The sequence below is a fragment of the Lentisalinibacter orientalis genome, assembly GCF_040706535.1.
Classification (GTDB): Bacteria; Pseudomonadota; Gammaproteobacteria; order Steroidobacterales; family Woeseiaceae; genus Lentisalinibacter; species Lentisalinibacter orientalis.
The window spans coordinates 160,853-183,460 of the sequence record NZ_JAPDRJ010000001.1; the positions used below are offsets into that span (position 1 = coordinate 160,853).

Consider the following 22,608-nt stretch of genomic DNA (forward strand, 5'->3'; position numbering starts at 1 on the left):
GCCTGCCGGTCCAGTCTCGCCCAGCGTCTGCGACGGGGCCATAGCGGAAATTACGGGGGCGGCCGGCGCGCCCATCGACTCAGTTAGGGTGCGGCGGAAGCAGCTGCAGAGCGCGTATGGATTTCCTGCTGCTGATACTCGGTATCGCGGGCCTGGTGCTGGGCACGGCGGGCGTGCTCACTTATCTCACCCTGCCGCGGCGCTCGTGATCGGGCTCGGCACCAGTCTGCCGGAACTCGCCATCTCGGTGAACGCGGTGCTTCGAAAGCGCGTCTCGCTGTCGGTGGGCAACATCGTGGGCAGCAACATCTTCGATACGCTGGTACCCATCGGCACCGCCGGACTCATCGCACCGCTGGCCTTCGACCGCGGCATCCTCACGTTCGACTTGCCCTGGCTGTTCGGGCTGACCGCTCTGGTGCTGTTCCTGTTTCTCGTGCGCCGCAGGGGACTGCAGCGGCCGGAGGCCGCACTGCTGCTGGGGCTATACGCGGGTTACGTGACCCTGAAGCTGGCCGCCTGACTCGGGGTCGGTTGCCTCGCGGTCGTCGAGTCAACCGACCCCGGGACGGGTCACTCGTCGCTCATGACGCCGAAGATGTGCAGCAGGCTGGTGAAGAGGTTGAAGATGGCCACGTACAGGGTGACGGTCGCCATCACGTAGTTGGTCTCGCCGCCGCGGATGATGTTGCTGGTCTCCCACAGGATCAGGCCACCCATCAGCAGCACGAACAGGCCGGACACGGCCAGCGAGAGCGCGGGCATGTTGAAGAAGATGGCGCCGAGCCCGGCACAGAAACCGGCCAGGATGCCCACCATCAGGAAGCTGCCCATGAAGCTGAAATCCCGCTGGGACTTCAGCGCGTAGCCCGACAGCCCGAGGAATGCGACGGCAGTGGTGCCGAGCGCCATGGCCACCACCTGGCCGCCGTTCGGGATGCTGAGATAGGCGTTCAGGATCGGCCCGAGGGTGTAACCCATGAAACCCGTGAGGGCGAATACCAGCAGCACGGAGAAATCGCGGTCACGGAACTTCGTGATCGCGAACAGCAGGCCGAAGTAGCCCACCAGCGTGATGATGAGTCCCGGGTGGGGCAGATTCAGCGCCATGGAGACGCCGGCGGTCAGCGCGCTGAACGCGAGCGTCATCGCCAGCAGGGCGTACGTGTTGCGCAGCACGCGGTTGGTCGCGAGAGTGCTCTCACGTGTCCTCGATATGGTGCTGACAGGTGTATTCATCGATGCTTCCTTTGCGGTTGCCGTTGGACGTTCAGCGGACGGTATCACACCGTCACGCCCGCAAACCAGACCGAAAAGACCAGAAATTGCTTTCGCGTTATTTCGGCCCTACCATAACCGTGTCCAGCACCGCGGACGACAGCGATGAACGACTCGCCCAGCCACTGGAATTTCTTCAGCAATTTCGCGCACATACTGGTATGCCTCGCCGAGGACCCCCATGCCAGGCTGCGTGACGTGGCCGAGCGGGTCGGCATCACGGAACGCTCGGCATCCCGCCTCGTGAGCGAGCTGGACCGTGCGGGCATCCTGACGCGAGTGAAGGACGGGCGGCGAAACATGTACGTGATCGACACGGGCCAGCACCTGCGCCATCCGCTGGAAGCCCACTGCACGGTCGGCGACATGCTCGCCTTCATCCTCAGCCCGGAGAAGGTCCGCGAACTCGACATGCAGCGGCGCAATCCGGAGCTGCTGGTGGACAACCAGCGCTGAGCCCGCGCCTGCGGGCCGCTGCCAGGGCGCTGCGATCCCTCCCCGCGCACGGCGCGCGACCGCCGCATGGCCGGGCCCGCTCGTGTACCCTCGACGAAGTCAGTTAGCCCGGAGGGATCACGTGCCAGAGCTGCCGAAAGCCGTCGACGCCGAGCGCATCGAGTTCAGCGGCCGCGCCGGCGGGCTGAGCTATTACGTCGCCGGCGACGGGCCGCCGATGCTGCTGATCCACAGCATCAACGCGGCAGGGTCCGTCTACGAAGTGAAGCCGGTCTTCGAGAACTACCGGGGCACTCACCGCGTATACGCCCCGGACCTGCCCGGCTTCGGCTTCTCGGAACGCTCCCGGCGCCATTACGATGCCAGGCTCTACACCGACGCCGTGCACGACATGCTGGAGCGCATCGCCGCCGACTGCGGCGACGCGCCCGTGGACGCGCTGGCCCTGTCGCTCGCCTCGGAGTTCCTTGCCAGAGCGGCCGACGAGGCGCCGGAACGGTTCAGTACGCTGGCGCTGATCACGCCCACGGGCTTCACGGCCGATGCGGACCGGCTGCGGCAGCCCGAGGGCAGCAACCGGGAGGTGCCCGCGCTGCACGCCGTGCTTACCGTGCCACTCTGGCGCCGGGGCCTGTACACCCTGCTGGTCAGCCCGAAGAGCATCCGCTACTTCCTGAAGCGCACCTGGGGGTCTGAGGACTACGACGAGGGCCTGGCCGCCTACGACGATCTCACCACCCACCAGCCGGGCGCCGAACACGCCCCCTATGCCTTCCTGAGCGGGCGCCTGTTCAGCAAGGATATCCGCGACGTGTACGAACGCCTGCGACAGCCGGTATGGCTGGCCCATGGCACGAAGGGCGACTTCCGGGACTTCAGCGGCGCCGACTGGACCGCCGGGCGGGACAACTGGACGGTACACCCCTTCGACACCGGCGCCCTGCCTCACTTCGAGTGTCCGGCGGAGTTCTTCGTCGCCTGGTCCGGTTTCCTGGAACGACAATCGCGGCACGGACAACCCTGATCGCGCGCAGACGGGTGACCGCGACCGCCGCCTCTTGCGTAGCGAACCGACCGGGCGCATGATCCGCGGCGTCCGTCTGGACTGGCGTCCCGGAGGCGCCGCAGCATGTGGTTGTCAGTCGCACCGCCGACGGAGAGGGAATCCCCGCTCCGCAGCATCCTCAAGGCCGTCACCTACCGGATCACCGGCACCGTCACCACCGCCCTCATCGCGCTGGCGGTCACCGGCGAGCTGGCGGTGGCGCTCGCCATAGGCACCGTGGAACCGGTCGTCAAACTGCTGATCTACTACCTGCATGAGCGGGCATGGCAGCTCGTGCCGAGAGGCACGATACGCCGTACCCTGCACCGCAGCGTCGCCGACGACCTGCAGTAGCGGCTTCAGCCGCGACGCGCGCCGGCAGGAGGGGCTTTAGCCCCGATCCGCGCGTCCGGTCGGGCCTGAACTGATCGGGCCTGAAGGCCCTCCTACTCCTCCGTGCCGAACTGCAGTTCCGCCAGGCGGGCGTACAGCGGATTCTTCTCCACCAGTTCCTCGTGATTGCCCACCGCGACGATGCGGCCGCGGTCCATGACCACGATGCGGTCGACGCGCTTCACCGTGGCCAGCCGGTGGGCGATCACCAGCGTCGTGCGGTTGCGCATCAGCTCTTCCAGCGCCTGCTGCACCAGGCGCTCGCTGGCCGCATCCAGCGAACTCGTGGCCTCGTCCAGCAGCAGCACCGGCGGGTCCTTCAGCATGGCGCGGGCGATGGCGATGCGCTGACGCTGCCCCCCGGACAGCCTGAGGCCCCGCTCGCCGAGGAAGGTGTCGTAGCCCTCCGGCAGCTCGCGGATGAACTCGTCGGCGGCCGCCGCCTTCGCCGCCGCCATCACGGCCTCGTCGTCGGCGCCGGAGCGGCCGTAGCGGATATTCTCCATGGCGCTCGCGCCGAACAGCACCGTCTCCTGGGGCACCAGGCCGATCTGGCCGCGCAACTCCCGCGGGTCGACCCGGGCGATATCGACGCCGTCGAAGCGGATGCGCCCGGTCTGCGGGTCGTAGAACCTGAGCAGCAGCTGGAAACTCGTGCTCTTGCCCGCTCCGGACGGCCCCACGATGGCCACGGTCTCGCCGGGCTCGATGGCCAGCGAGAATTCGGCCAGCGCCGGGGTCTCCGGCCGCGACGGGTAATGGAATGTCACGTCCTGGAACGCGATACGCCCGCTGGCCCGGCCGGGCAGATGCAGCGGATCGGCCGGCGGCGCGATGGCCGGCCGGGCGTTCAGCAGCTCGGACAGCCGCTCCATGGCGCCGGCGCCCCGCTGGATCTCGCCCCAGACTTCGCTCAGCGCCGCCGCCGATGAGCCGACGAAGGCCGCATACAGCAGGAACTGCCCCAGCTCGCCGCCCGTCATCTCGCCTGCCACCACCGCCCGCGAACCGAGCCACAGCACGAAGGTGATGGCGCCGAACACCAGGATCACGCCCATGGCGGTGATGCCGGCGCGCGCCCGCGTGCGGAGCACGGCCGCATCGAAGCTGTCGGTGACCGCCTCGCTGAATCGCCGTGACGCCAGTTCCTCCAGCGAGAACGCCTGCACCGTCTGTATGGCGTTCAGAGTCTCACCGGCCAGGCCGCTGGTATCCGCCACCCGATCCTGCGCTGTGCGTGACAGCCGCCGGATGCGCCGGCCCACCGCGATCAGCGGCACGATCACGAGCGGGATCAGCAGCAGGATGTAGCCGGCCAGCTGAAAGCTCGTGAGCATCAGCATAACCAGTGCGCCCAGCAGCGTCAGGCTGCTGCGCAGCACGATTGAAAGGCTCACACCGGAGATGCTCTGCACGAGCGTCGTGTCGGTGGTCAACCGCGACAGCACCTCCCCGGTGCGGGTCACCTCGAAGAACAGGGGGTCCATGCGGATGACCCGGTCGTAGACCGTGCTGCGGATGTCGGCGATCACGCGCTCGCCGAGCCAGGTCACCAGGTAGAAGCGCAGTGCCGCGAAACCGCCGTAAATCCCCGCCGCCGCCATAAACCAGCCGAAATAGCGGTTGATGGTGCCGACGTCGCCGCCCTGCGCGAAGCCCTGATCGATGAGATAACGGAGCGCGACGGGCAGCGCCAGCATCGCGACGGCCGCCACCAGCAGCGCCGCCAGGGCGGCGATCAGCGTTGCAGAGTAGGGGCGGATGAACGGCCACAGCGTGGCCAGCGGCCGCAACGAGCGGCCTTTCGGGCGTTCCTCGGAATCCATGCGCGTATTGCCGCCCCATCGCCGGCGGATGTCAATGGCAGCACCGGAGAAAGCCGGGCGCGTTATGATCGCGCTTGCGCCCGGAGCGCAGTACCACCCGCACGAGGAGAACCCATGGCACCCGTCCGCTTCAAGCTGTTCCACTTCCCCGCCACCCGCAGCGCCCGCGTGAAATGGATGCTGCACGAAGTGCTGGGCGACGACTTCGAGGTGGAGGTGGTGGATCTCTACCGCGGCGGTCAGTACCGGCCCGAGTACCTGGCGCGCAATCCGCACCACAACGTACCCGCACTCGAGGTCACTTTCGCCGACGGGTCGGTCATGAACATGCTCGAGAGCGGCGCCATGGTGGCCTGGCTGGCCGACGCCTTCCCGAAGAAGGGGCTCGCGCCGCCGCCGGACGCCCTGTCCCGCCAGCGCGCCGACTACCTGCAGATGCTCCACTTCGGCGCCTCGTCCATGGACATGATGCTGTGGCAGATCCGCATCCACGAACACGTGCTCGCGGACGACCAGCAGGACCCGCGGACGGCGCGGCGCTACCGGGAAAAGTTCGAGGCAGAGGTGGAGCCGCAGCTCACGGCGCGCCTCGGGCGGCAGGACTTCGTCTGCGGCGACGTGTTCACGGCGGCCGACTGCGTGGTGGGTCACAACGTCACCTGGGCCCGGGGCTACGGCCTGTGCCGGGACGAAATCTTCCGCGCCTATCTCTCCCGCCTGGCGAAGCGGCCGGCTTTCGCGAAGGCCTTCGCGGACGCCCGCGAGTTCGAGCCCCGGGTCCCGGCGCCCGTGCGCAACGCGGGCAAGTTCAACGGCTAGCGTTCGTCGTCGGCCTCGCCCCGGATCGAGGCCACGTTCTCCTCCCAGTTGCGGCCGTCGAAGGGCGTGATCGCGAGAAAGTCGAAGCCCGCGTCCAGGCAGCGCGCATTCACGTCGTAGCTGCCCGGATGCGAGCGCGGCCGGCTGAACGGATGGATGCCGCAGGTGGTGCAGAAGCGGTGCTCCGCGTTACCGGTATTGAAGCGATAGGTCGCCAGGGCCTGTTCGCCCTGCAGCAACTCGAAGTCCTCCGGCGGCGCGATCAGGTTGATCATGCCCTTTTTCGCGCAGATGGAGCAGTTACAGGCGATCGCGCGCGGCTCCCGCACGCGCACGCGGAAGCGGACCCGGCCACAATGGCAGCCGCCCTCGAACCACTGACCGGTCTCGCCCGCCACGGCGTCCTCCTTCACTCCTCCAGCAGCGCCTGCGCGTAACGGCGCACCTGCTCCCAGTCCGTGTACTCGTAGTCCCGGCTGGTATCGGTGTCCCCGCCCGCCTTGCCGGCGATACGCCGCATCATCCACCTGAGCGGCAGCGGGTACTTCGAATAGCGCAGCGCGCCCGCGATCATCTCGACGTGCTCGAAGGGCACGCGCAGCTGTGACTCGATCTTGTCGCGCGCATCGCCGAGCCATTCCTCCCGCAGGGCGGGGTCTTTCGCCGCCGCGCTCAGCAGGACGACGAACAGGGAACGCGCCTGGCGCCGTATCCCGTCCGCGTGGCCGTTGACGAAGCCCACCAGCTCCTTCTCCAGGCCGCCGGCGTGCATGGACGCGCCGAATACCAGCCGGTCGAAGCGCGCGAGATCCAGCGCATCCGTGGTCAGCCTGTTCGCCGCATCCACGAGGCTGACCTCGGCGCCGTCGGCGCGCAGATGTTCCGCGAGGCGCCCGGCGACCTTCTCCGTCTGACCCTCCCGGGTCGCGTAGAGCACGAGAATGCGTTTCATCGCTCCTATTCTTGCGCCCGCGAGCCGGGAACGCCAGCGGCCGGACCCGTGGCGCGACGGTAGTCACTTCCCCGGATGCAGCGCCTGCCCGCGACGTTCCATATTGGAGGGAGGTTCGTAGCGCGAGGGACGCAACCATGACGGCGGATGCCGGCGAATCCCGGTCCAGCCCGACACTGTTCCTGTGCGGCGACGTGATGACCGGCCGCGGCATCGACCAGATCCAGGCCCGCTCCGTTCCGCCGGAGCTGCACGAGCCCTGGGTGAAGAACGCCATGGACTACGTTCGTCTGGCCGAGCGGGAGAACGGCCCGGTGCCGCAGCCGGTGGATCCCGCCTACGTCTGGGGGGAGGCGCTCCCGGTGTGGGCCGGGACGCCGCACGACCTGCGTTTCGTCAATCTCGAGACCGGCATCACCACCAGCGACGACTTCTGGCCGTCCAAGGGCATCCATTACCGCATGCACCCGGGCAACGTGGCCTGCCTGCGGGCGGCGGGCATCGACGGCTGCACGCTGGCGAACAACCACGTCATGGACCTCGGCTACCGGGGACTCGAGGAGACCCTGACGACGCTGGAGCGGGCCGGCATCGCCGTGACGGGCGCCGGCAGGGACGCGGCCGCGGCCGCCGCACCGGCGGTCTTCACGCTGGCCGGCGACTGCCGGGTGGTCGTGCACGGGTTCGCCCTCGGCTCCAGCGGCGTGCCGGAGGAATGGGCCGCCGGCCGGGCCAGGGCGGGCGTCAACCGGCTGTCGGACCTGGCCCCCGAGACCGCCGATGCCGTCGCCGACGCGATGCTCGCCGGCCGCCACGCGGGCGACGTCACCGTGGCGTCGATCCACTGGGGCGGGAACTGGGGCTATGAGATCACCCGGGACGAACGGCACTTCGCCCGCCGCCTGGTCGACAGCGGCGCCGCGGACATCGTCCACGGCCATTCCTCCCATCACCCGAAGGGCATGGAGCGTCACCGGGGCAAGCTGATCCTCTACGGCTGCGGCGACTTCCTGAACGACTACGAGGGCATCGGCGGCCACGAGGCGTTCCGCCCCTGGCTCTCGCTGATGTACTTCGTCACCGTGGATCCCGCCAGCGGCCGCGCCACGGCGCTCAGCATGGTGCCGCTGGCGATCGAACGCCTGCGCCTCGCGAGGGCCCGGCCAGAAGACGCGGAATGGCTCGCCCGCCAGCTGGAGAAGGCCACCCCGGGCGAGGCCACGCGCATCCGGGTGCAGGCCGGCCGGCTCGTCCCGGACTGGTCGGGCCGCGCAGCGCCTTAGGTATATCTTCTGATTCAAGGTCCGCCGAGGGCCGGCCTAGCATGGAACGGCAGGGCGCCGGCGAGAGACCGTGCCGCCGGTGCCGCCGCAGCGCACAGCGGAGGTGGCAGTCGGTATGGAGAACCGGAGACCCAGGGCCGAATCGGCCATCCGGGCGGGTGACGCCACACTCGCCGGCTGGCTCGAGATGCCGGAGGACGCCGCCGGGGTGGTGGTCTTCGCCCACGGCAGCGGCAGCAGCCGCTACAGCCGGCGCAACAACGCCGTCGCCGACTACCTGCGCGCATCCGGACTCGGCACCCTTCTGTTCGATCTGCTGACCGCCGAAGAAGGACGGATCGACGACGTCACCCGGGAATTCCGCTTCGACATCGGACTGCTGGCCCGGCGCCTCGGCGGCGCGCTGGACTGGCTGGCGGAGCAGCCCGGGGCCGCCGCCCTGCCGGCCGGCCTGTTCGGCTCCAGCACCGGCGCCGCGGCCGCGCTGATCGCCGCGGCGAGGAAACCCGGGCGGGTGGCTGCGGTGGTCTCCCGGGGCGGACGCGCCGACCTGGCCGGGGACGAGCTGCCGCGGGTGCAGGCGCCCACGCTCCTGATCGTCGGCGGTGCCGACCTGCAGGTGCTCGAACTGAACCGCCGCGCCCGGGAACGGATGCACTGCCCGGCCGAGATCGCGGTCGTCGAGGGCGCGACCCACCTGTTCGAGGAACCGGGCGCCCTGGAGGAGGTACAACGCCTCGCGCGGGACTGGTTCCTCGAGCGCTTCGCGCAGGCACAGGACTGAGACGGAGGCCCCGGCGATGACCCGCCATTACTTCCAGACACGCCTCGCCGAGCACATCTGGCGCTCGAAGTACCGCTACCATCCGCCCGGGGGCCATGCCGAGAAGACCATCGGCGATACCTGGCGGCGGGTGGCGGCGGCCGTGGCGGCACCGGAGACGGCGGACCGCGAGGCCCGCACCCGCGAGTTCGAGGCGCTGCTGGACGACTTCCGCTTCCTGCCGGCCGGACGCATCCTGGCCGGCGCCGGCACGGCCTGGCACCGCACGCTGTTCAACTGCTTCGTGATGGGCGTCATCGAGGATTCGCTGGACAGCATCTTCGAGCACGTGAAGCAGGGCGCCATCACCATGCAATGGGGCGGCGGCGTGGGCTACGACTTCTCCACCCTGCGCCCGGCCGGCCACCGCACCGACCACGTCGGCGGCATCGCGTCCGGCCCGGTGTCGTTCATGCGGGTGTGGGACGCCATGTGCGCCACCGTGCTGTCCACCGGCGCGCGCCGGGGCGCCATGATGGGGACGCTGCGCTGCGACCACCCCGACATCCTCGCCTTCGTGGATGCCAAACGCGAGGCGGGCGTGCTCACCAACTTCAACGTCTCGGTGCAGGTGCCGGACGAGTTCATGCTGGCCGTGGAGCACGACGACGACTGGCCGCTGTGCTTCCCGGAGGACGGCGGCGCGGAATCCGTGCAGCGGCTCTGGACGGGCGGGATCGAGCCGGTGGCCTGCCGGGTGCAGGGACGGATCGCCGCCCGGGAACTCTGGCGCCACATCATGAACGCCGCGTGGGAGTCCGCCGAGCCGGGCGTGCTGTTCACCGACGCCGTCAACCGGGAGAACAACCTGCACTATCGCGAGCGCATCACCACCACCAACCCCTGCGGCGAGATACCGCTGCCACCCTACGGCGCCTGCAACCTCGGGTCGATGAACCTGACACGCTTCGTGCGGGACGCGTTCGGCCGCGACGCCGGACTGGATGCCGACGCGCTGCGCGATGCCGTGCCCGTCGCCGTGCGCTTCCTGGACAACGTGATCGACGCCTCCCGTTTCCCGCTGGCCGCCCAGGAAGAGCAGGCGCGCGCCAGCCGCCGCGTGGGGCTCGGCGTTACCGGCCTTGGCGACGCGCTCGCCATGCTCGGCATCGCCTACGACAGCGACGCCGGCCGCGAGCAGGCCCGCGAGTGGCTCACGGTGATCCGCGACGCCGCCTATCGGGCCTCGGTGGAACTGGCGCGGGAGAAGGGGGCCTTCCCCTGCTACGAGCGTGAACCGTACCTGGACGGTCCCTATATCCAGCGCCTGCCCGCGGACATCCGCGACGCGATCGCGGAGCACGGCATCCGCAACAGCCATCTGCTGGCCATCGCGCCTACGGGGACGATCAGCCTGCTGGCCGGCAACGTCTCCAGCGGCATCGAGCCCATCTTCGCGCTCGAGGGCCACCGCCAGGTGCTCGACGAGTCCGGCGACTACCGCAACTTCGACGTCACCGACTATGCCTACGCGCACTGGCGCGAGCATCACGGCCGGCCGCAGTCCGTGCCGGACTCGTTCCGCTGCTCCAGGGACATCGCGCCGCGGGAGCACCTGGCCATGCAGGCAACCCTGCAGGGAGTGGTGGACAACGCCATCTCCAAGACCATCAACGTGCCGGAGGACTGCTCCCGCGGGGAGTTCGAGGAGATCTACAGCCGCGCCTGGCAGCTGGGCCTGAAGGGCTGCACGGTGTTCCGCCCGAACCCGGTGCGCGGCGCCGTGCTCAGCACGGAAGCCGGCAGGCCGCCCGACCGGGTGCTCTGTTGCGATATCGAGCGGGAGGCGGACTAGAAGACGGCGGGGGCAATCGCCCCCCGCCGCGCCGGATCATCGGTGCGGCGGCTCCGGCCGGTCCGGATAGCCGAAGTTCGCCAGGTCGTCCCGGTAGTAGTCCGCCACCATCTCCGCGAGTTCGTCGTCGTAATAGCGCAGCCAGTCGCGGCGTTCCGGCACGCGGCGGCGCTCCAGCGGCATCGGCTCGAGACCGAGCCGGCCGCAGAGCGACTCCCAGGACGGCTGCAGCGTCTCGAAGCGCCCAATGAAGTCCGTGGCCAGCGCGCCCTCCTCGTCTATCAGGAAGTGGGACTGGGGCAGCGTGAGGCGCCGGCGCCGGAAACGCTCCGTCGCGAGCTCGCGCTTCATCCTCGGCCTCGCCTCCGCGGGCGACGGCATTTCGCCCTTGTCGAGGGACAGAAAGGTGTCGACGAAACGCTCGAAAGGGTCGCGGACGAACGCGCACTTGAGGTACGCGCTCCACAGGTCGTCCGGCAGCCGGGGCCGGATGTCGCGCACCGCCAGGTGCCCGTGCTCCTCAGCGGCGAGATCCGGCACCGGCAGCCGATACTCGGCGAAGAGGTTCTGCTGCTGCCAGTCCATGGCATCGAGCTGCATGGTGAGAGCCTGACGCAGCGCGCGGGTGGCGACTCTCGGCACGGCGATGAAGATGTAGCGGTGCCGGTGGGAGATGATCAATCGGGGCGGTCCTCGTCAACGTCCTGGTCAACCTCCTGGTCGATGCCCTCACCGATGCCGTAGCGGCGCCGCACCTCGGGGCCCAGGGCCTCCTTCAGCGGGTCCAGCCAGGGCTCGTAGTGGCGCCACTGTTCGAGGCCGCTGCGGTAGATGGGCTGGCGCACCTGCTCCGAGCTCGGCGTGCGTACGCTGCGCTCGGTCTTGTGGAACTCCAGGCAGGCCTCCTCAAAGGGCAGTCCACAGAAATCCAGGATGCGGCGCACCTGGGTCTCCAGGTCTTCCACCACGTCCTCGTGGTGCACGCGCAGCACGAAGCCGGGCAGCACGGTATCCCAGTGATCCATCAGCCGCACGTAGTCGCGGTAGTAGCGGCCGACCTCCTCCAGCCCGTAGGTGAAGTCCTGGCCTTCGCCAAACAGCTGCTTGAAACCGCTGAAGCAGCAGGCCATGGGGTGGCGCCGGGCGTCGATCACCTTCGCGTTCGGCAGGATCAGGCGGATGAGGCCGATGTGCATGAAGTTGTTCGGCATCTTGTCCGTGAAGAACGGCGCATCGCCCCGGTAGACCCGGGTGTCCTCGATGAACTTCTCGCCGAAGCGGCGGAAATAGTCGTCGTCGAGCTCGTTGAGTATGCCCGGGTAGCGCTCCTCGTCGCCGGCGGCCCGGCCGCGCAGCCGCTGCGCCAGCGCCAGGATGTCGTGGAGTTCCATCGTCCCGTCCACCATGGAATGGGACGCGAGGATCTGCTCCAGCAGCGTGGAGCCGGCGCGGGGCAGCCCGACGATGAATATCGGGTCGGGTCTTTCACAGCCCACACCCGAGCGTTGCTCGAACAAGCGCTCCGTGCACACATCGATCTGGGCCTGGATCATGGCCTCGGTCTTGTCCGCATCGTAGCCCGAGCGTTCCTTCTTGAGCGCGTTGCCGCGCCGGTAGTAGCCGAAGGACTCCTCGTATTCCGCCCGGTCCTCCAGGGCCTTGCCGAGGGCGAAGCAGAGGTGGATGCGGTCGTCGGCGGCCACGCCCGGCTCCGCCTCGCGGCGGCGCATCTCCTCGATCTCGTCTGCGGCGAACCGGTAGGTCTTCGTGTTGGCGAGGCTCCAGTAGGCATCGCCGTAGTCCGGGCGCAGCTTTGTGGCTTCCCGGTACGCACCGATGGCATCGTCCAGCCGGCCGATGGCCTTGAAGGCATGGCCCATCATGACGTGGATGCCCGCCTTGTTGGTGGTCCTGCCGAGGCACTCCCGGTATTGCTCCAAACCTTCCTCGAAGCGGCCCAGTCCGGTCAGGGCGCTGGCCGATGCCAGTTTGAAGACCGGATTGTCCGGCTCCCGCTCCAGCAGGATGCCGGCCTGCTCCCGGGCCTGTCGGAACTTCCCCTTGCGGTTCAGGACCCGGAGATAGTCGATGCGGACCCGCGTATTCTCCGGCTCGAGCTCGACCGCGGTCTCCAGCAGGAACTCGGCGTCGTCGAGCACCTTCAGGCGCACGCCGATGTCGGCGAGCAGGCGCATGGCCTCGACGTGGTGCTTGTGCTGCTGCAGGAACCGGCGGCAGAGCTGCTCCGCCTTGTACAGCTTGCCCTCGTGGATGAGGTCGATCACCGCCAGGAGCTCCTGCGGCAGCGACGCCAGGTACTCCACCTGGTTCTGCGCATGCCGGGCTCTCTGTTCCCGGCCGGCATTGCCGTACAGGTTGACCAGTGCCTTCCAGCTGCCGGTCAGGCCCGGATTCAGCTCGGTGGCGTGGGCGAAGGCGGCGGCCGCCTCGGCAGGGCGGTTCATGGCAAGCCAGGTGTAACCCTTCTCCTGCCAGGCCCGTCCGTACTCCGGGCGCAGGGCCAGCAGTTCGTCCGCCGCCTGCAGTGCGCCTTCGTAGTTCTTCGCGTAGCGTCTGGCAACAGCCAGCGTATAGCGGGCCTCGGCCTCCAGGCGGGGCGCCGGCGATTCGCCGAGTACGTCGAGCATGGCGGCTTCGGCCTCCTGGAAGCGCGCCGCCTGGATGAGCTGCCGTGCGCCCGCGAGCGCGCGCTCGTGCGCCGTCCGTCTTCCCTGTGCCGCTGCCTCAGTCACGCTCCGACCCCGACCCGCGCCGGGTCCGCTGTTCCACCGATCTCATCTTCTAAACCCTGAACGAAAAGAGGGCAAGCCCGCAACGCGGGCCTGCCCTCGTTCGGACTTGCCTGATGCTTCAGAGGAAGTCGTAGGACAGGCGGATGCCGTAGGTCCGCGGCCGGTTCGTCACCACGTGGGGCGTGAACTGCTGGGTGTCGATGTACACCTGCGCGTTCTCGTCGAACACGTTGTCGATGAAGAACTCCGCGGTCCAGGTGTCCTTCTCCACGCCGAACGCCAGGTTGGCGATGGTGTAGGCCTCCTGAACGTAGCGCCCGCCCGGGATGCCGTCCTGGTCGAGCAGCTCGGTGCCCGGCGCGGCGCCGACGAAGGCATCCGCCTCCCGCTCGATCTCCAGGCCCGAGCCCGAGACCTGATACACGCGCTGCATGGTGTCCTCGACCACGTAGGCGTCCATCTTCAGGCCGACCTTGCTCTCGCCCGTGTAGGCGACGCCGCCGGTCACGTAGCCGCGCAGGTTCTCGACCTCGCCGATGGCCGGCAGGTCGAACCCGTAGCGGGCCCGGATGTTGCCGGAGAACTCGGGCGAGAACGGCAGCTCGCTGCCCACCGGGGCGGCGATGCCCTGCAGCTCCTCGTTCAGGCGGGTGATCTCGGTGTCGAGGACACTGAAGGCACCGGCGATCGTGAGATTCATCGTCGGCTGCCAGATGAAGTCGCCGTCGATACCCGTGATCTCGGCGTCACCCACGTTATCGGCGAACCAAAGGAAGCTGATGTTCGTGGGATCGAATCGCGAGGTCTGCAGGTCCGTGATCTCCGAGTAGAACGCGGTCGCATTCAGGCGCAGCGTGTCGTCGAAGAAGTCGCCCTTGAAGCCGAGCTCGTAGTTCTGCAGATCGTCCGTCTGGGAGTAGACGGGGATACGGAAGCCTTCGAAGGTGGGGTTACCCGACCTTGCGGCGCCACCGCCGACCCGGTTCGTCACCGGTGGGCGGAAGCCCTCGGCGTAGTTGCCGAACAGCAGGATACGGTCGGTGACACGCCAGTCCAGCGAGAAGCGCACGATCACGTCGTCCTGAGTGAGTACGCCGTCGCTGTCCAGGTCGCTCACGTCGAGCTGGCCGCTCTGGATGGCCTCGAAGACGTCGATGGTGCCGTTGCCGTCGCCGTCCGTGAAGCCCGCGTCCGCCAGCGCCTGCTCGGTGCCGATGCCGAGCGCACGCAACCGCTCGGTCACATTGACCGTGGTTGTGGCGCCCTTGTACTCGTCGTTGATCTCGTACCAGCGTGCACCGAAGGCGGCCGTCAGACGGTCGGTGATGTCGAACTCGGCCTGACCGAACACGGCGATCTGATCCGTCGTGCGCGTCACGTCGTTGACGAAGCTCACCTCACCGGGGATGTCCTGGCCGCCATAACGGGTGCCCTCGACCTGCGGGATGCTCCGCGCAGCGCCCACGTTCTCGAAGAATGGGCTGTCCGTGGAGGCGATCTTGAACCAGCCGGTGCTGGCCAGTTCCTGGTCGTCGTAGAACACGCCCGCGGTCAGGCGCCAGCGATTGGCATCCGGCGTATTGACGCGGAACTCGTGGGTCATCCGCGTGTTCTCGGTGTCTTCCTTGTAGAACTTCTGCGGGTTGAAGCACTCGTCATAGTAGGTGCCGGTCGTGTCCGAGAAGTCCGAGCAGACGTAGTAGGCCGAGAACAGGCCGCCGTTCGTGTAGAACGTGTAGTCGACGGTGGAATTCACCTGCCGGTCCAGATAGCCGCCGGTGTAGACGACATCCAGCATCGCCAGCCGGCCGTTCAGCGTCCAGGTGGTGAGGCCGAAGTCGTCCTCGTTCGAGTCCGGCGCGAAGCGGTTGACCGAACTCTCGCCGTCGAGGTTGGGGTCGTAGGCCCAGACGCCCTCGGTGTCCAGCGTCTGCTGGGTGTGCTGCACCAGCAGGTCCCAGCGGTCGTTGATCAGCCAGGACAGGCCGAAGCGGCCGCCGGTATAGGTGGCGTCGTTGAAATCACCCTCGACCAGCTGATCGTTGCGCGGGATCGGGATCTCCTGATTCTCGGGATCCGGCAGCGGGCCGCCCGAGATGCGGTCGATGACGACGGTGCTGCCGTTCCAGCCGCCGTTGTCCGGATCGTTCAGGATGTGGTCGATCCAGCCGCCCTGGTTGTCGTTGTAGGCAGCCAGACGGAACGCGAGCGTATCCGAGATGGGCAGGTTGAAATACGCCTCGACGGAGTTGCTCATCTCGCCGCCGGTGGTGTTCGAGATGCTGGTATCGAACCCGGCCTGGAATGACGAATGATCCGGCTTGTTGGTGATCAGCCGCACCGTGCCGGCCTGGGAACTCGCGCCGAACAGCGTGCCCTGCGGCCCCGGCAGGACCTCAACGCGCGCGAGGTCGGTGGCGTAGACGTCGAGGTTACGGCCCTGCAGAGCCACGGGCTGCTCGTCGAGGTACAGCGCGACGGAGGGCTGCAGGCCCTGGACCGAAGACAGCGTGAGGATTGTCTGCGAAGTCGCGGCGCCGCGGATGTAGATCTCCTGCTGGCCCGGACCGGTGCCCTGGCTGGTCACGTTGGGCAGATACAGCGCGTAGTCCTGGAAGCTGCTGATACGCAGTTCCTCCAGGTTGTCGCCCTGGAGGGCCGAGACCGCAACCGGGACGTCCTGCATGGACTCCTGGCGCTTCGTCGCCGTAACGACGATCTCCTCGATGGCCCTCTTCTTGGGGGCGGCGGGAGCTTCCTGCGCCTGGACCGCCGTGACTGCTGTCGAGCCGGCGCCGGCCGCCAGGGCCGATACGACAGCCGCGCGAATCTTCGTGTTCCGTCTCATAACCTCTTCCTGTTTGTCGCTTCGATTTCGTTGCGGCCAACGTCGATGCCGGCCTTTCTGTTCTGCTTTTTTCTGCTGCGGCTTTGCGCCGGCAGCTTGCGGATATCCGCAGCGCCCGGACGACGCCACCCATGCCGGGTGCCGACTCGAATCTCCCTCAGACGCTTCACGGATCGGGCGGTGCTGCAGGAAAGCGCCGCACCGCGCCAGCAGCAATGCTGTGTCCGTTAAGCAACCAGTGTGCCTAGACTGATGCTGCATTGCAAAGTCGCTCGAAATAAATTGTTGCTTTTATGCCAATCGCTCTACTTACTGAGTAGCGATATCGGAGGTTTTTAGTAAATTTGTCAATTATTTATAACGCACCACCGGACTCCGGCCCCAATACCGGTCCAATGACAGTCAATAGGCTTTACGTTGCACTGATGAAACACCCGGCCGCGCCCGCACAAGACGAGAACGGCAGACAGAACCCATGTAGGAGGGCCTTCAGGCCCGATTAACCGCGATTGACTGCGATTGTCTGGCGATTGAAGGGGAATTGACTGGTGATTGACCGGCATCGAGTGGCGAGCGACCGGCTATTGTCGGCAATTGACCGGCGGGTCGCCGGCGGGTCGGGCCTGAAGGCCCTCCTACCTGCGGCTTCGCGTCAGCGGCGCAATATCGCCCACCAGCGCGCCACGTTCAGCAGGCTCATCAGCGATGCGGAGACGTAGGTCATGGCGGCGGCCCGGAGGATCTTACGCGCATGGCGCTCGTCGCCGTCGCGCAGCACGCGGCGTTCCGCCAGCAGCGGCAGCGCCCGGCGGAAGCTGGCGTCGAACTCCGTCGGCAGGGTTGTGGCATGCACTAGGATGCCCGAGGCCAGCGTGAGCAGACCGCCCAGGAACATCATCAGGCCGGCCACCGGCGCCCGGGTCACGGCGACCATCACCGGCGAGGCCATCATGAGGCCGGCGCCCACGCGCTCGATCGGCGAGATCCAGCGCACCAGTTGCGTACGCCAGCGCAGCGGCCCGAAGCCGCCCGCATCCTGCAACGCGTGACCGACCTCGTGGGCGGCCACGGTGATGGCGGTGAGCGAGCGGCCGTCGTAATTGTCCGGGCTGAGTCGCACCACCTTCTCGATGGGGTCGTAATGATCGCCCTGCTCGGTCTTCTCGGTGCGCACCCGCTCGAGGCCGGCGCCGTCCAGCAGGTCCCGCGCCAGCCGGGCGCCGGTCATCGGATAGCGGTCGGCGGGCCGGCTGTAGCGCTCCATCACGCGCTTTACCCAGAGACCGGGTCCCAGCAGGACGGCGATACCGATGGCGATGAGCAGGATGATGTGCATGGGTGCGGGCGACGTTCTCGACTACCGGATCAGACAATGCCGGCGGGGTGGTGGTTTCCTCAGGGAGGTCGAACAGAGAAGGATCGGGCCTGAAGGCCCTCCTACTGTTTTTCCCGGGCGGCGGCCTCCTCCTCTTCCTTCTCCAGGCGGGCGCGGCGTTTCAGGAAGCGGCTGAGCTGGCGGTCGGCGGCCTGGTAGCCTAGTTCGATGAGTTCGTCGGCGCGGTCGAACTCGATGATGCTGGCCACGTCCCGGGGGATTGAGATGACCACGTCCGGCGGATAGGCCGCGAGCTTGGTGCGGGCGATGGTGCTCTGCATCGTGTCGAAGGTCTGCTGGGCGATGTCGAGCATGCTCCAGCCGTCCGAGCTCTCGCGGGTGAACTGGTCGTGCAGGCGATCGAGGAAGCGATCGATGAGACCCTGCTTGTTTTTCCGGTCCTCCTCGGACGGCGCCTGGCGCTTGCCCGGCAGGCGCAGGTTTTCGTCCGGCGGGCCGTTGAGGTTCACCGCCACGGTGAAGTCGGTGGGATCGTCGAAGGTGGGCGCGATGGGCACCGGGTTCAGGATGCCGCCGTCCAGCAGGGGACGGCCGTCCTTGCGGAACGGCACGAAGAAGAACGGCAGGGCGATGGAGGCCCGGATGGCCTCGAACAGCGAGCCGGAGCTGATCCACACCTCTTTCTCGCGGGCGATGTCGGAGGCCACGGCGGTGAAGCGCACCGGCAGGTCCCGTATCTCGTGGTCGCCCACGAAGTCCTTCAGCACGTTCATGATGCGGGTGCCGTCCACGAAGCCGGACTTGCTGAGCGTGAAATCGAGCAGACGCACGATATCGCTCTTGCGGATGGCCGAGGCCCACTCGGCGTATTCGTCCAGCTTGCCCGCCGCATAACAGCCGCCGATGAGCGCCCCCATCGACGCGCCCACCACGGAGGATATCTCCAGCTCGTGTTCCTCGATCCAGCGGATCACGCCGATGTGGGCGTAGCCCCTGGCGCCGCCACTGCCCAGCACCAGCGAGATCTCGCTCTTGTCACTGCTCACGCTCATTTCCTCCGTTCACTTGTCCCATCGGCACTTGCCGCAGGATCGTACAGGCGCCTGAGTTCCTGTTTCAGCACCTTGCCCTGCGCACTCATCGGCAGCGCATCGACGAAGCGCAGGTACTTCGGCAGCTTGTACCTTGCCAGGCGGTCCGCGCAATGGGCCAGCAGTTCGTCCGGGTCCGCGTTCGCGCCGGCGCGGAGCCGGATCACGGCCAGGCCCGCCTGTCCCCACTTCTCGTCGTCCACGCCGACCACCGCGGCGGCCGCCACCTCCGCCCGCTCGCACAGCACGTTCTCCACCTCGGCGGGATAGACGTTCTCGCCGCCCGAGATATACATGTCCTTGTAGCGGTCCACGATGTACAACGTGCCGTCGGGCTCGAGCCGGCCCGCGTCCCCGGTCCGGAACCAGCCGTCCACGAAGGCCCTGGCCGTCTCTTCGGGCGCCTTCCAGTAGCCGGGTGTCACCGCCGGCCCCTTGATCTGGATCTCCCCGACCTCGCCGTCCGGCAGCTCGCAGCCCGCCTCGTCCGCGATGCGCAGCCGGGTATGCATCATCCGGTGCCCGGCCGAGCCCACGCGCCCCGCCGCCTGCCGGGGCGGCAGGATCGCCACGCTGAATGCCTCGGTGAGGCCGTAGGACTGCGCCAGATGGACGCCCTTCGCCGCCCACGCCTCCAGCAGGTCCGTGGAGACCGGGGCGGCGCCGACCCCTGCCACCCGCAGGGTGGGGAATTCGGCCTCGGCGAATTCGGGCAGCTCGGCCATCATGGCGTACTGCACGGGCACGCCCAGGCAGTGGGTGATGCCGGCCGCGGCATCGGTGAGCATGCCGAGGAAGCGGCGCGGGTCCCACTTCTTCATGACGCACAGCGTGCCGCCGTAGTGGAAGACCGGCATGGAGAACCCGTACAGGCCGGCCGAATGGAACATGGGCGCACAGGTGAGCGAGCGGGAACTGCCCGTGAGATCGCCGTGCAGGGCGGCGTGGATGATGGTGTCGCGCATCATCCGGAAGGTGCCGATCACGCCCTTCGGCATGCCCGTCGTGCCCGAGGTGTAGAGCAGCGTGGCCAGGTCGTCGATGGTGAGATGCACCTTCTCGAGCGCATCGCCGCTCGCGGACTCGATCAGCCGCTCGTACTCGCTGTCTGCCGGCTCGCTCCTGCGCTCCAGTATCGGCAGCCGCACCTCCTCCACCAGGTGACTGAACTCCTCGTCGCAGATCACCACCTTCGGCTCGCCGTGGTTCAGGATGGCCGCGATCTCGCGGGCACTCAGCCGCCAGTTCAGCGGCATGAGCGCCGCGCCCAGCTCCCAGCCGGCGAACAGGGTCTCGAACACATCCGTCGAGTTCTGGCAGAGCATGGCGATGCGGTCGCCCTTCTCGAGCCCGTAGGTGGACTTCAGACCCACGGCGAGCCGCCGCAGCCGGTCGTTGAACTCTCCATAAGTGAAGCTGCGGCCGGTATCCACGTCCACGGCGGCTACCACGTCGGCGTCGTAGCGTGCGTGATAGTCCAGCCAGTCGACGGAGAACTCGTCCCGGATGGAGGGTTCGGGCTGATCGGCGAGGGCCGCCATACGCTCCATGCTCATGCCTCGTCCCCGGTCTTGCGGCGACGCCCCTCGCCCGACAGCGCAGCGTCACGCACCTCGCGGTAGGACGCATCGATGCACTCCGCGTAAAACTCCGGGTCCGGCAGCATCTGCCGGCAGGCGGTGAACATGACGGAGATGACGCCGTTGTAGGAGAACACGGCGTGGAACAAACCGGCCTGGTGCACCACCGGACCCATGCCGAGCATGGCCACCATCTCGGCTCCGGCCAGGTAGACCGGCTTCTGTATGCCGGCGACGTTCGTCACCATCGTATTGAATGCCACCGTGCCGGAGCGCACCGTGAGCTCCATCAGCAGCGGTAACAATCCCCGGGCGACGGGCGACGGCAGGTTCATCGGTATCTCCGCCATCCGCCGCGGGCCGATTGCCTCCATCACCGCCTTGGCGTCCTCGGTGCCCTGGTGGATGGCCCGCACCCGCTCCACGGGGTCGGCGATCTCCGTGTGCAGGGGCGTCAGCATGGCGCTCACCAGGTTGTCCACCTCGTGGCCGTGGTCGTCCTCGCCCCGCACGTTCATCGGGCAGGCCGCCACCAGCGTCTCCTCCGGCAATTCGTCGCGGGCCGCGAGGTAACGCCGCAGCGCCCCCGCCACGACGGCCAGCACCACGTCGTTGATGGTGCCGTCCAGGGCCTTCGAGACCGCCTTCACCTCGGCCAGGTCGTAGACGTGGCCGTCCACCACCCGGCTCGGCGAGACCCGCCCCCGGTTGAAGACCGTTTTCGGGACGGGCGTGCGCTCGCGGCCGCGGCTGGCGAGGCCGGCTCTCACCAGACCCGGCAGGGCGGCAGCCACCGCACCGCCGAGGCGCAGCGACTTCGCGAGATTGCTGACCGGGCTGCGCAGCAGCAGCCGTGCCGCGCCGGGCGCCGGCTGCGTGCGGCCCGGCGCCGGCTCGTAGCGGGAGCCGTCCGCCGGCACCGGCTCGAAATCGTGGATGGCGGCCTGGATCTCCTGGCCGCTGACGCCGTCGATGGTGGCATGGTGCATCTTCATGAACATCCCGAAACAGCCGGGTTTCACGCCGGGCACCTCGTTCAGTCCCTCGATGATGTAGACCACCCAGAGCGGCCTGGCGAGATCGAGCTGCTGGGCCTGGAGACGCGCGACCAGGTCCATGAGCTGGCGCCAGTCGCCGGGCTTCGGCAGGGCGATGTGGCGCACGTGGTACTCGAGGTCGAAGTCCTCGTCCTCCACCCAGTAGGGATAGTCGAGCGCGAACGGCACCGGCAGCAGCTTCCGGCGGAACACCTTCGAGCGGTCGATGCGTGCCGCGAAGGTGGCCAGGATCTCCGTGAACTTCACTCGCCCCGCCGGGTGCGTGGAAGGGTCGTAGATCTGCAGCGAGCTGACTTCCAGCGGCGCCCGCTCCGATTCCGCGTAGAGGAACAGGGAATCGAGACCGGATAACTGCTTCAGCATGTCTGCTCCTCCTTCACCCGTGCAGGAAGCGGGCGACGGGATTGGGATTGAACGGGCGCCAGCCGTCCTCGGTCTGGGCCAGCCGGTCGGCCACGATATAGAGCACGGCCGGGTTCACCGCCATGCCGAAGTGGCTGGCGACCACGCTGATGTTCTCGGCCAGCGGCGAGACGCGGTCCTGGGCGATGGCCGGTGCCACCACGCCGTCCGTGTGGCTGTAGATGCAGGTGCAGCGCACGGCAGGAACGGGCGTTGCCACCTCGCGCAGGAAGGCGAGCAGCTCCGGCGTGATGTCCTCCGGCGAGGTGCGCTGGTAGATCCGCCAGATGGTGGTGGCCTCCGGCGTATCGCCGATGGGACTGCCCATCGTGATCAGCTGGCGCACGAGATCGCCGCGTATCTTCGCGGCCTGGCGCGCGATGACGCCGCCCTGGCTCCAGCCGATCAGGGTGACCTTGCGGCCGGTCTTGCCGGCGACGCGCTCCAGCTGGGCGACGAAGCGCTCCTCGTACTCGGTGCGGTCGTAGCCGATGCCGAGATTGGTGCCGAGCCCCCAGGGATGCGGGTCGTAGCCCCAGTGCTTCAGGTAACGGCGCAGGATCAGCATGGAGGTATCGTTGCCGCGGAAACCGGGCACGGTGATGACCGGATGGCCGTCTCCCCGCGGCGCGGTGAGCACGAGCGGATGGGCCGGCAGCAGGCACATGAACTCCAGGATCGCCCGCGGCAGCTCGGCGAAGGCGTATCCGAGAAAAGGCGGTTGTACCCGCCCGGTATCTGCGTCCTCGCCATCCGGCATCAGCTATCCTCGTAGCAATCCTCGTACCGGTGCATCCCCCGACCCATTGTACCCGCGGCGCCCCCCGGCGGGAGCCGCGACGGTCAGGGCCCGTCGACCCCCTGCGCGGA

Annotated in this window: 20 protein-coding genes; 8 read left to right on the forward strand and 12 right to left on the reverse strand. The window is 68.0% G+C overall.

Annotated features, from left to right (window positions below; genetic code table 11):
* The first annotated feature begins 205 nt into the window (after positions 1–205).
* The gene (locus ACJMK0_RS00660; protein ID WP_405234887.1) at positions 206–523 is read left to right on the forward strand and encodes a sodium:calcium antiporter; all 318 of its coding nucleotides are present in this window, start codon (positions 206–208) and stop codon (positions 521–523) included.
* Positions 524–573: 50 nt separating this feature from the next.
* Here the strand turns inward: ACJMK0_RS00660 and ACJMK0_RS00665 are convergent, their stop codons facing one another.
* Positions 574–1,239 (reverse strand): Bax inhibitor-1/YccA family protein, encoded by a 666-nt coding sequence (locus ACJMK0_RS00665; protein WP_405221801.1) that lies wholly within the window; start codon positions 1,237–1,239, stop codon positions 574–576.
* A gap of 144 nt (positions 1,240–1,383) precedes the next feature.
* Here ACJMK0_RS00665 and ACJMK0_RS00670 point away from each other — a divergent pair, with 144 nt between their 5' ends.
* The 3 genes from ACJMK0_RS00670 (at position 1,384) to ACJMK0_RS00680 (ending at position 3,133) form a co-directional block, all read left to right on the forward strand.
* The gene (locus tag ACJMK0_RS00670; RefSeq protein WP_405231300.1) at positions 1,384–1,734 is read left to right on the forward strand and encodes a helix-turn-helix transcriptional regulator; all 351 of its coding nucleotides are present in this window, start codon (positions 1,384–1,386) and stop codon (positions 1,732–1,734) included.
* 121 nt (positions 1,735–1,855) lie between these two features.
* On the forward strand, positions 1,856–2,758 hold the full coding sequence (locus ACJMK0_RS00675) for an alpha/beta fold hydrolase (RefSeq protein WP_405234888.1): 903 nt from the start codon (positions 1,856–1,858) through the stop codon (positions 2,756–2,758).
* Between the two features lie 105 nt (positions 2,759–2,863).
* Entirely contained in the window at positions 2,864–3,133 is a 270-nt protein-coding gene (locus ACJMK0_RS00680; RefSeq protein ID WP_405234889.1) for a DUF2061 domain-containing protein, read from the forward strand.
* Positions 3,134–3,225: 92 nt separating this feature from the next.
* Here the strand turns inward: ACJMK0_RS00680 and ACJMK0_RS00685 are convergent, their stop codons facing one another.
* Positions 3,226–4,998, reverse strand: coding sequence for an ABC transporter transmembrane domain-containing protein (locus tag ACJMK0_RS00685; protein ID WP_405234890.1), 1,773 nt, complete (start codon positions 4,996–4,998; stop codon positions 3,226–3,228).
* Between the two features lie 114 nt (positions 4,999–5,112).
* Here ACJMK0_RS00685 and ACJMK0_RS00690 point away from each other — a divergent pair, with 114 nt between their 5' ends.
* Positions 5,113–5,817 (forward strand): glutathione S-transferase family protein, encoded by a 705-nt coding sequence (locus ACJMK0_RS00690; RefSeq protein WP_405234891.1) that lies wholly within the window; start codon positions 5,113–5,115, stop codon positions 5,815–5,817.
* Here the strand turns inward: ACJMK0_RS00690 and ACJMK0_RS00695 are convergent.
* Together ACJMK0_RS00695 and ACJMK0_RS00700 are read right to left on the reverse strand one after the other, a co-directional pair.
* Positions 5,814–6,215, reverse strand: coding sequence for a GFA family protein (locus ACJMK0_RS00695; RefSeq protein ID WP_405234892.1), 402 nt, complete (start codon positions 6,213–6,215; stop codon positions 5,814–5,816). The genes ACJMK0_RS00690 and ACJMK0_RS00695 overlap by 4 nt on opposite strands.
* Before the next feature lie 11 nt (positions 6,216–6,226).
* On the reverse strand, positions 6,227–6,769 hold the full coding sequence (locus tag ACJMK0_RS00700) for a flavodoxin domain-containing protein (RefSeq protein ID WP_405234893.1): 543 nt from the start codon (positions 6,767–6,769) through the stop codon (positions 6,227–6,229).
* A 137-nt stretch (positions 6,770–6,906) separates the two neighbouring features.
* On the opposite strand from ACJMK0_RS00700, the gene ACJMK0_RS00705 reads away from it, so the two are divergent.
* From ACJMK0_RS00705 to ACJMK0_RS00715, 3 genes are all read left to right on the forward strand, one after another.
* On the forward strand, positions 6,907–8,052 hold the full coding sequence (locus ACJMK0_RS00705) for a CapA family protein (RefSeq protein WP_405234894.1): 1,146 nt from the start codon (positions 6,907–6,909) through the stop codon (positions 8,050–8,052).
* A 115-nt stretch (positions 8,053–8,167) separates the two neighbouring features.
* On the forward strand, positions 8,168–8,836 hold the full coding sequence (locus ACJMK0_RS00710) for a dienelactone hydrolase family protein (RefSeq protein WP_405234895.1): 669 nt from the start codon (positions 8,168–8,170) through the stop codon (positions 8,834–8,836).
* 16 nt (positions 8,837–8,852) lie between these two features.
* On the forward strand, positions 8,853–10,670 hold the full coding sequence (locus tag ACJMK0_RS00715) for an adenosylcobalamin-dependent ribonucleoside-diphosphate reductase (protein ID WP_405234896.1): 1,818 nt from the start codon (positions 8,853–8,855) through the stop codon (positions 10,668–10,670).
* A gap of 36 nt (positions 10,671–10,706) precedes the next feature.
* On the opposite strand, the gene ACJMK0_RS00720 is transcribed toward ACJMK0_RS00715, so the two are convergent.
* The 8 genes from ACJMK0_RS00720 to ACJMK0_RS00755 all read right to left on the reverse strand — a co-directional run bounded on the left by ACJMK0_RS00720 (position 10,707) and on the right by ACJMK0_RS00755 (position 22,498).
* Positions 10,707–11,351 carry a sulfotransferase family 2 domain-containing protein gene (locus tag ACJMK0_RS00720; RefSeq protein WP_405234897.1) on the reverse strand — a complete coding sequence of 215 codons (645 nt, stop codon included), beginning with the start codon at positions 11,349–11,351 and terminating at the stop codon, positions 10,707–10,709.
* Positions 11,348–13,423 (reverse strand): tetratricopeptide repeat-containing sulfotransferase family protein, encoded by a 2,076-nt coding sequence (locus ACJMK0_RS00725; protein WP_405234898.1) that lies wholly within the window; start codon positions 13,421–13,423, stop codon positions 11,348–11,350. The genes ACJMK0_RS00720 and ACJMK0_RS00725 overlap by 4 nt, the downstream gene beginning before the upstream one ends.
* 118 nt (positions 13,424–13,541) lie before the next feature.
* The gene (locus ACJMK0_RS00730; protein ID WP_405234899.1) at positions 13,542–16,271 is read right to left on the reverse strand and encodes a TonB-dependent receptor; all 2,730 of its coding nucleotides are present in this window, start codon (positions 16,269–16,271) and stop codon (positions 13,542–13,544) included.
* 652 nt (positions 16,272–16,923) lie between these two features.
* Entirely contained in the window at positions 16,924–17,607 is a 684-nt protein-coding gene (locus ACJMK0_RS00735) for a zinc metallopeptidase (protein ID WP_405234900.1), read from the reverse strand.
* A 101-nt stretch (positions 17,608–17,708) separates the two neighbouring features.
* Entirely contained in the window at positions 17,709–18,659 is a 951-nt protein-coding gene (locus tag ACJMK0_RS00740) for a patatin-like phospholipase family protein (protein ID WP_405234901.1), read from the reverse strand.
* The gene (locus ACJMK0_RS00745; protein WP_405234902.1) at positions 18,656–20,254 is read right to left on the reverse strand and encodes an AMP-binding protein; all 1,599 of its coding nucleotides are present in this window, start codon (positions 20,252–20,254) and stop codon (positions 18,656–18,658) included. Before ACJMK0_RS00745 ends, ACJMK0_RS00740 begins: the two co-directional genes overlap by 4 nt.
* Positions 20,251–21,699, reverse strand: coding sequence for a WS/DGAT/MGAT family O-acyltransferase (locus tag ACJMK0_RS00750; protein WP_405234903.1), 1,449 nt, complete (start codon positions 21,697–21,699; stop codon positions 20,251–20,253). Before ACJMK0_RS00750 ends, ACJMK0_RS00745 begins: the two co-directional genes overlap by 4 nt.
* A 13-nt stretch (positions 21,700–21,712) precedes the next feature.
* Positions 21,713–22,498, reverse strand: coding sequence for an alpha/beta fold hydrolase (locus ACJMK0_RS00755; RefSeq protein WP_405234904.1), 786 nt, complete (start codon positions 22,496–22,498; stop codon positions 21,713–21,715).
* Positions 22,499–22,608 lie beyond the last annotated feature (110 nt).

What these genes read in the sequence shown, in the direction of transcription:
- ACJMK0_RS00755 (WP_405234904.1), bottom strand. Translation starts at nt 22,498, where the DNA reads ATGCCGGATGGCGAGGACGCAGATACCGGGCGGGTACAACCGCCTTTT.
- ACJMK0_RS00715 (WP_405234896.1), top strand. Translation starts at nt 8,853, where the DNA reads ATGACCCGCCATTACTTCCAGACACGCCTCGCCGAGCACATCTGGCGC.
- ACJMK0_RS00730 (WP_405234899.1), bottom strand. Translation starts at nt 16,271, where the DNA reads ATGAGACGGAACACGAAGATTCGCGCGGCTGTCGTATCGGCCCTGGCG.
- ACJMK0_RS00670 (WP_405231300.1), top strand. Translation starts at nt 1,384, where the DNA reads ATGAACGACTCGCCCAGCCACTGGAATTTCTTCAGCAATTTCGCGCAC.
- ACJMK0_RS00680 (WP_405234889.1), top strand. Translation starts at nt 2,864, where the DNA reads ATGTGGTTGTCAGTCGCACCGCCGACGGAGAGGGAATCCCCGCTCCGC.
- ACJMK0_RS00685 (WP_405234890.1), bottom strand. Translation starts at nt 4,998, where the DNA reads ATGGATTCCGAGGAACGCCCGAAAGGCCGCTCGTTGCGGCCGCTGGCC.
- ACJMK0_RS00740 (WP_405234901.1), bottom strand. Translation starts at nt 18,659, where the DNA reads ATGAGCGTGAGCAGTGACAAGAGCGAGATCTCGCTGGTGCTGGGCAGT.
- ACJMK0_RS00710 (WP_405234895.1), top strand. Translation starts at nt 8,168, where the DNA reads ATGGAGAACCGGAGACCCAGGGCCGAATCGGCCATCCGGGCGGGTGAC.
- ACJMK0_RS00735 (WP_405234900.1), bottom strand. Translation starts at nt 17,607, where the DNA reads ATGCACATCATCCTGCTCATCGCCATCGGTATCGCCGTCCTGCTGGGA.
- ACJMK0_RS00690 (WP_405234891.1), top strand. Translation starts at nt 5,113, where the DNA reads ATGGCACCCGTCCGCTTCAAGCTGTTCCACTTCCCCGCCACCCGCAGC.
- ACJMK0_RS00745 (WP_405234902.1), bottom strand. Translation starts at nt 20,254, where the DNA reads ATGAGCATGGAGCGTATGGCGGCCCTCGCCGATCAGCCCGAACCCTCC.
- ACJMK0_RS00705 (WP_405234894.1), top strand. Translation starts at nt 6,907, where the DNA reads ATGACGGCGGATGCCGGCGAATCCCGGTCCAGCCCGACACTGTTCCTG.
- ACJMK0_RS00750 (WP_405234903.1), bottom strand. Translation starts at nt 21,699, where the DNA reads ATGCTGAAGCAGTTATCCGGTCTCGATTCCCTGTTCCTCTACGCGGAA.
- ACJMK0_RS00665 (WP_405221801.1), bottom strand. Translation starts at nt 1,239, where the DNA reads ATGAATACACCTGTCAGCACCATATCGAGGACACGTGAGAGCACTCTC.
- ACJMK0_RS00700 (WP_405234893.1), bottom strand. Translation starts at nt 6,769, where the DNA reads ATGAAACGCATTCTCGTGCTCTACGCGACCCGGGAGGGTCAGACGGAG.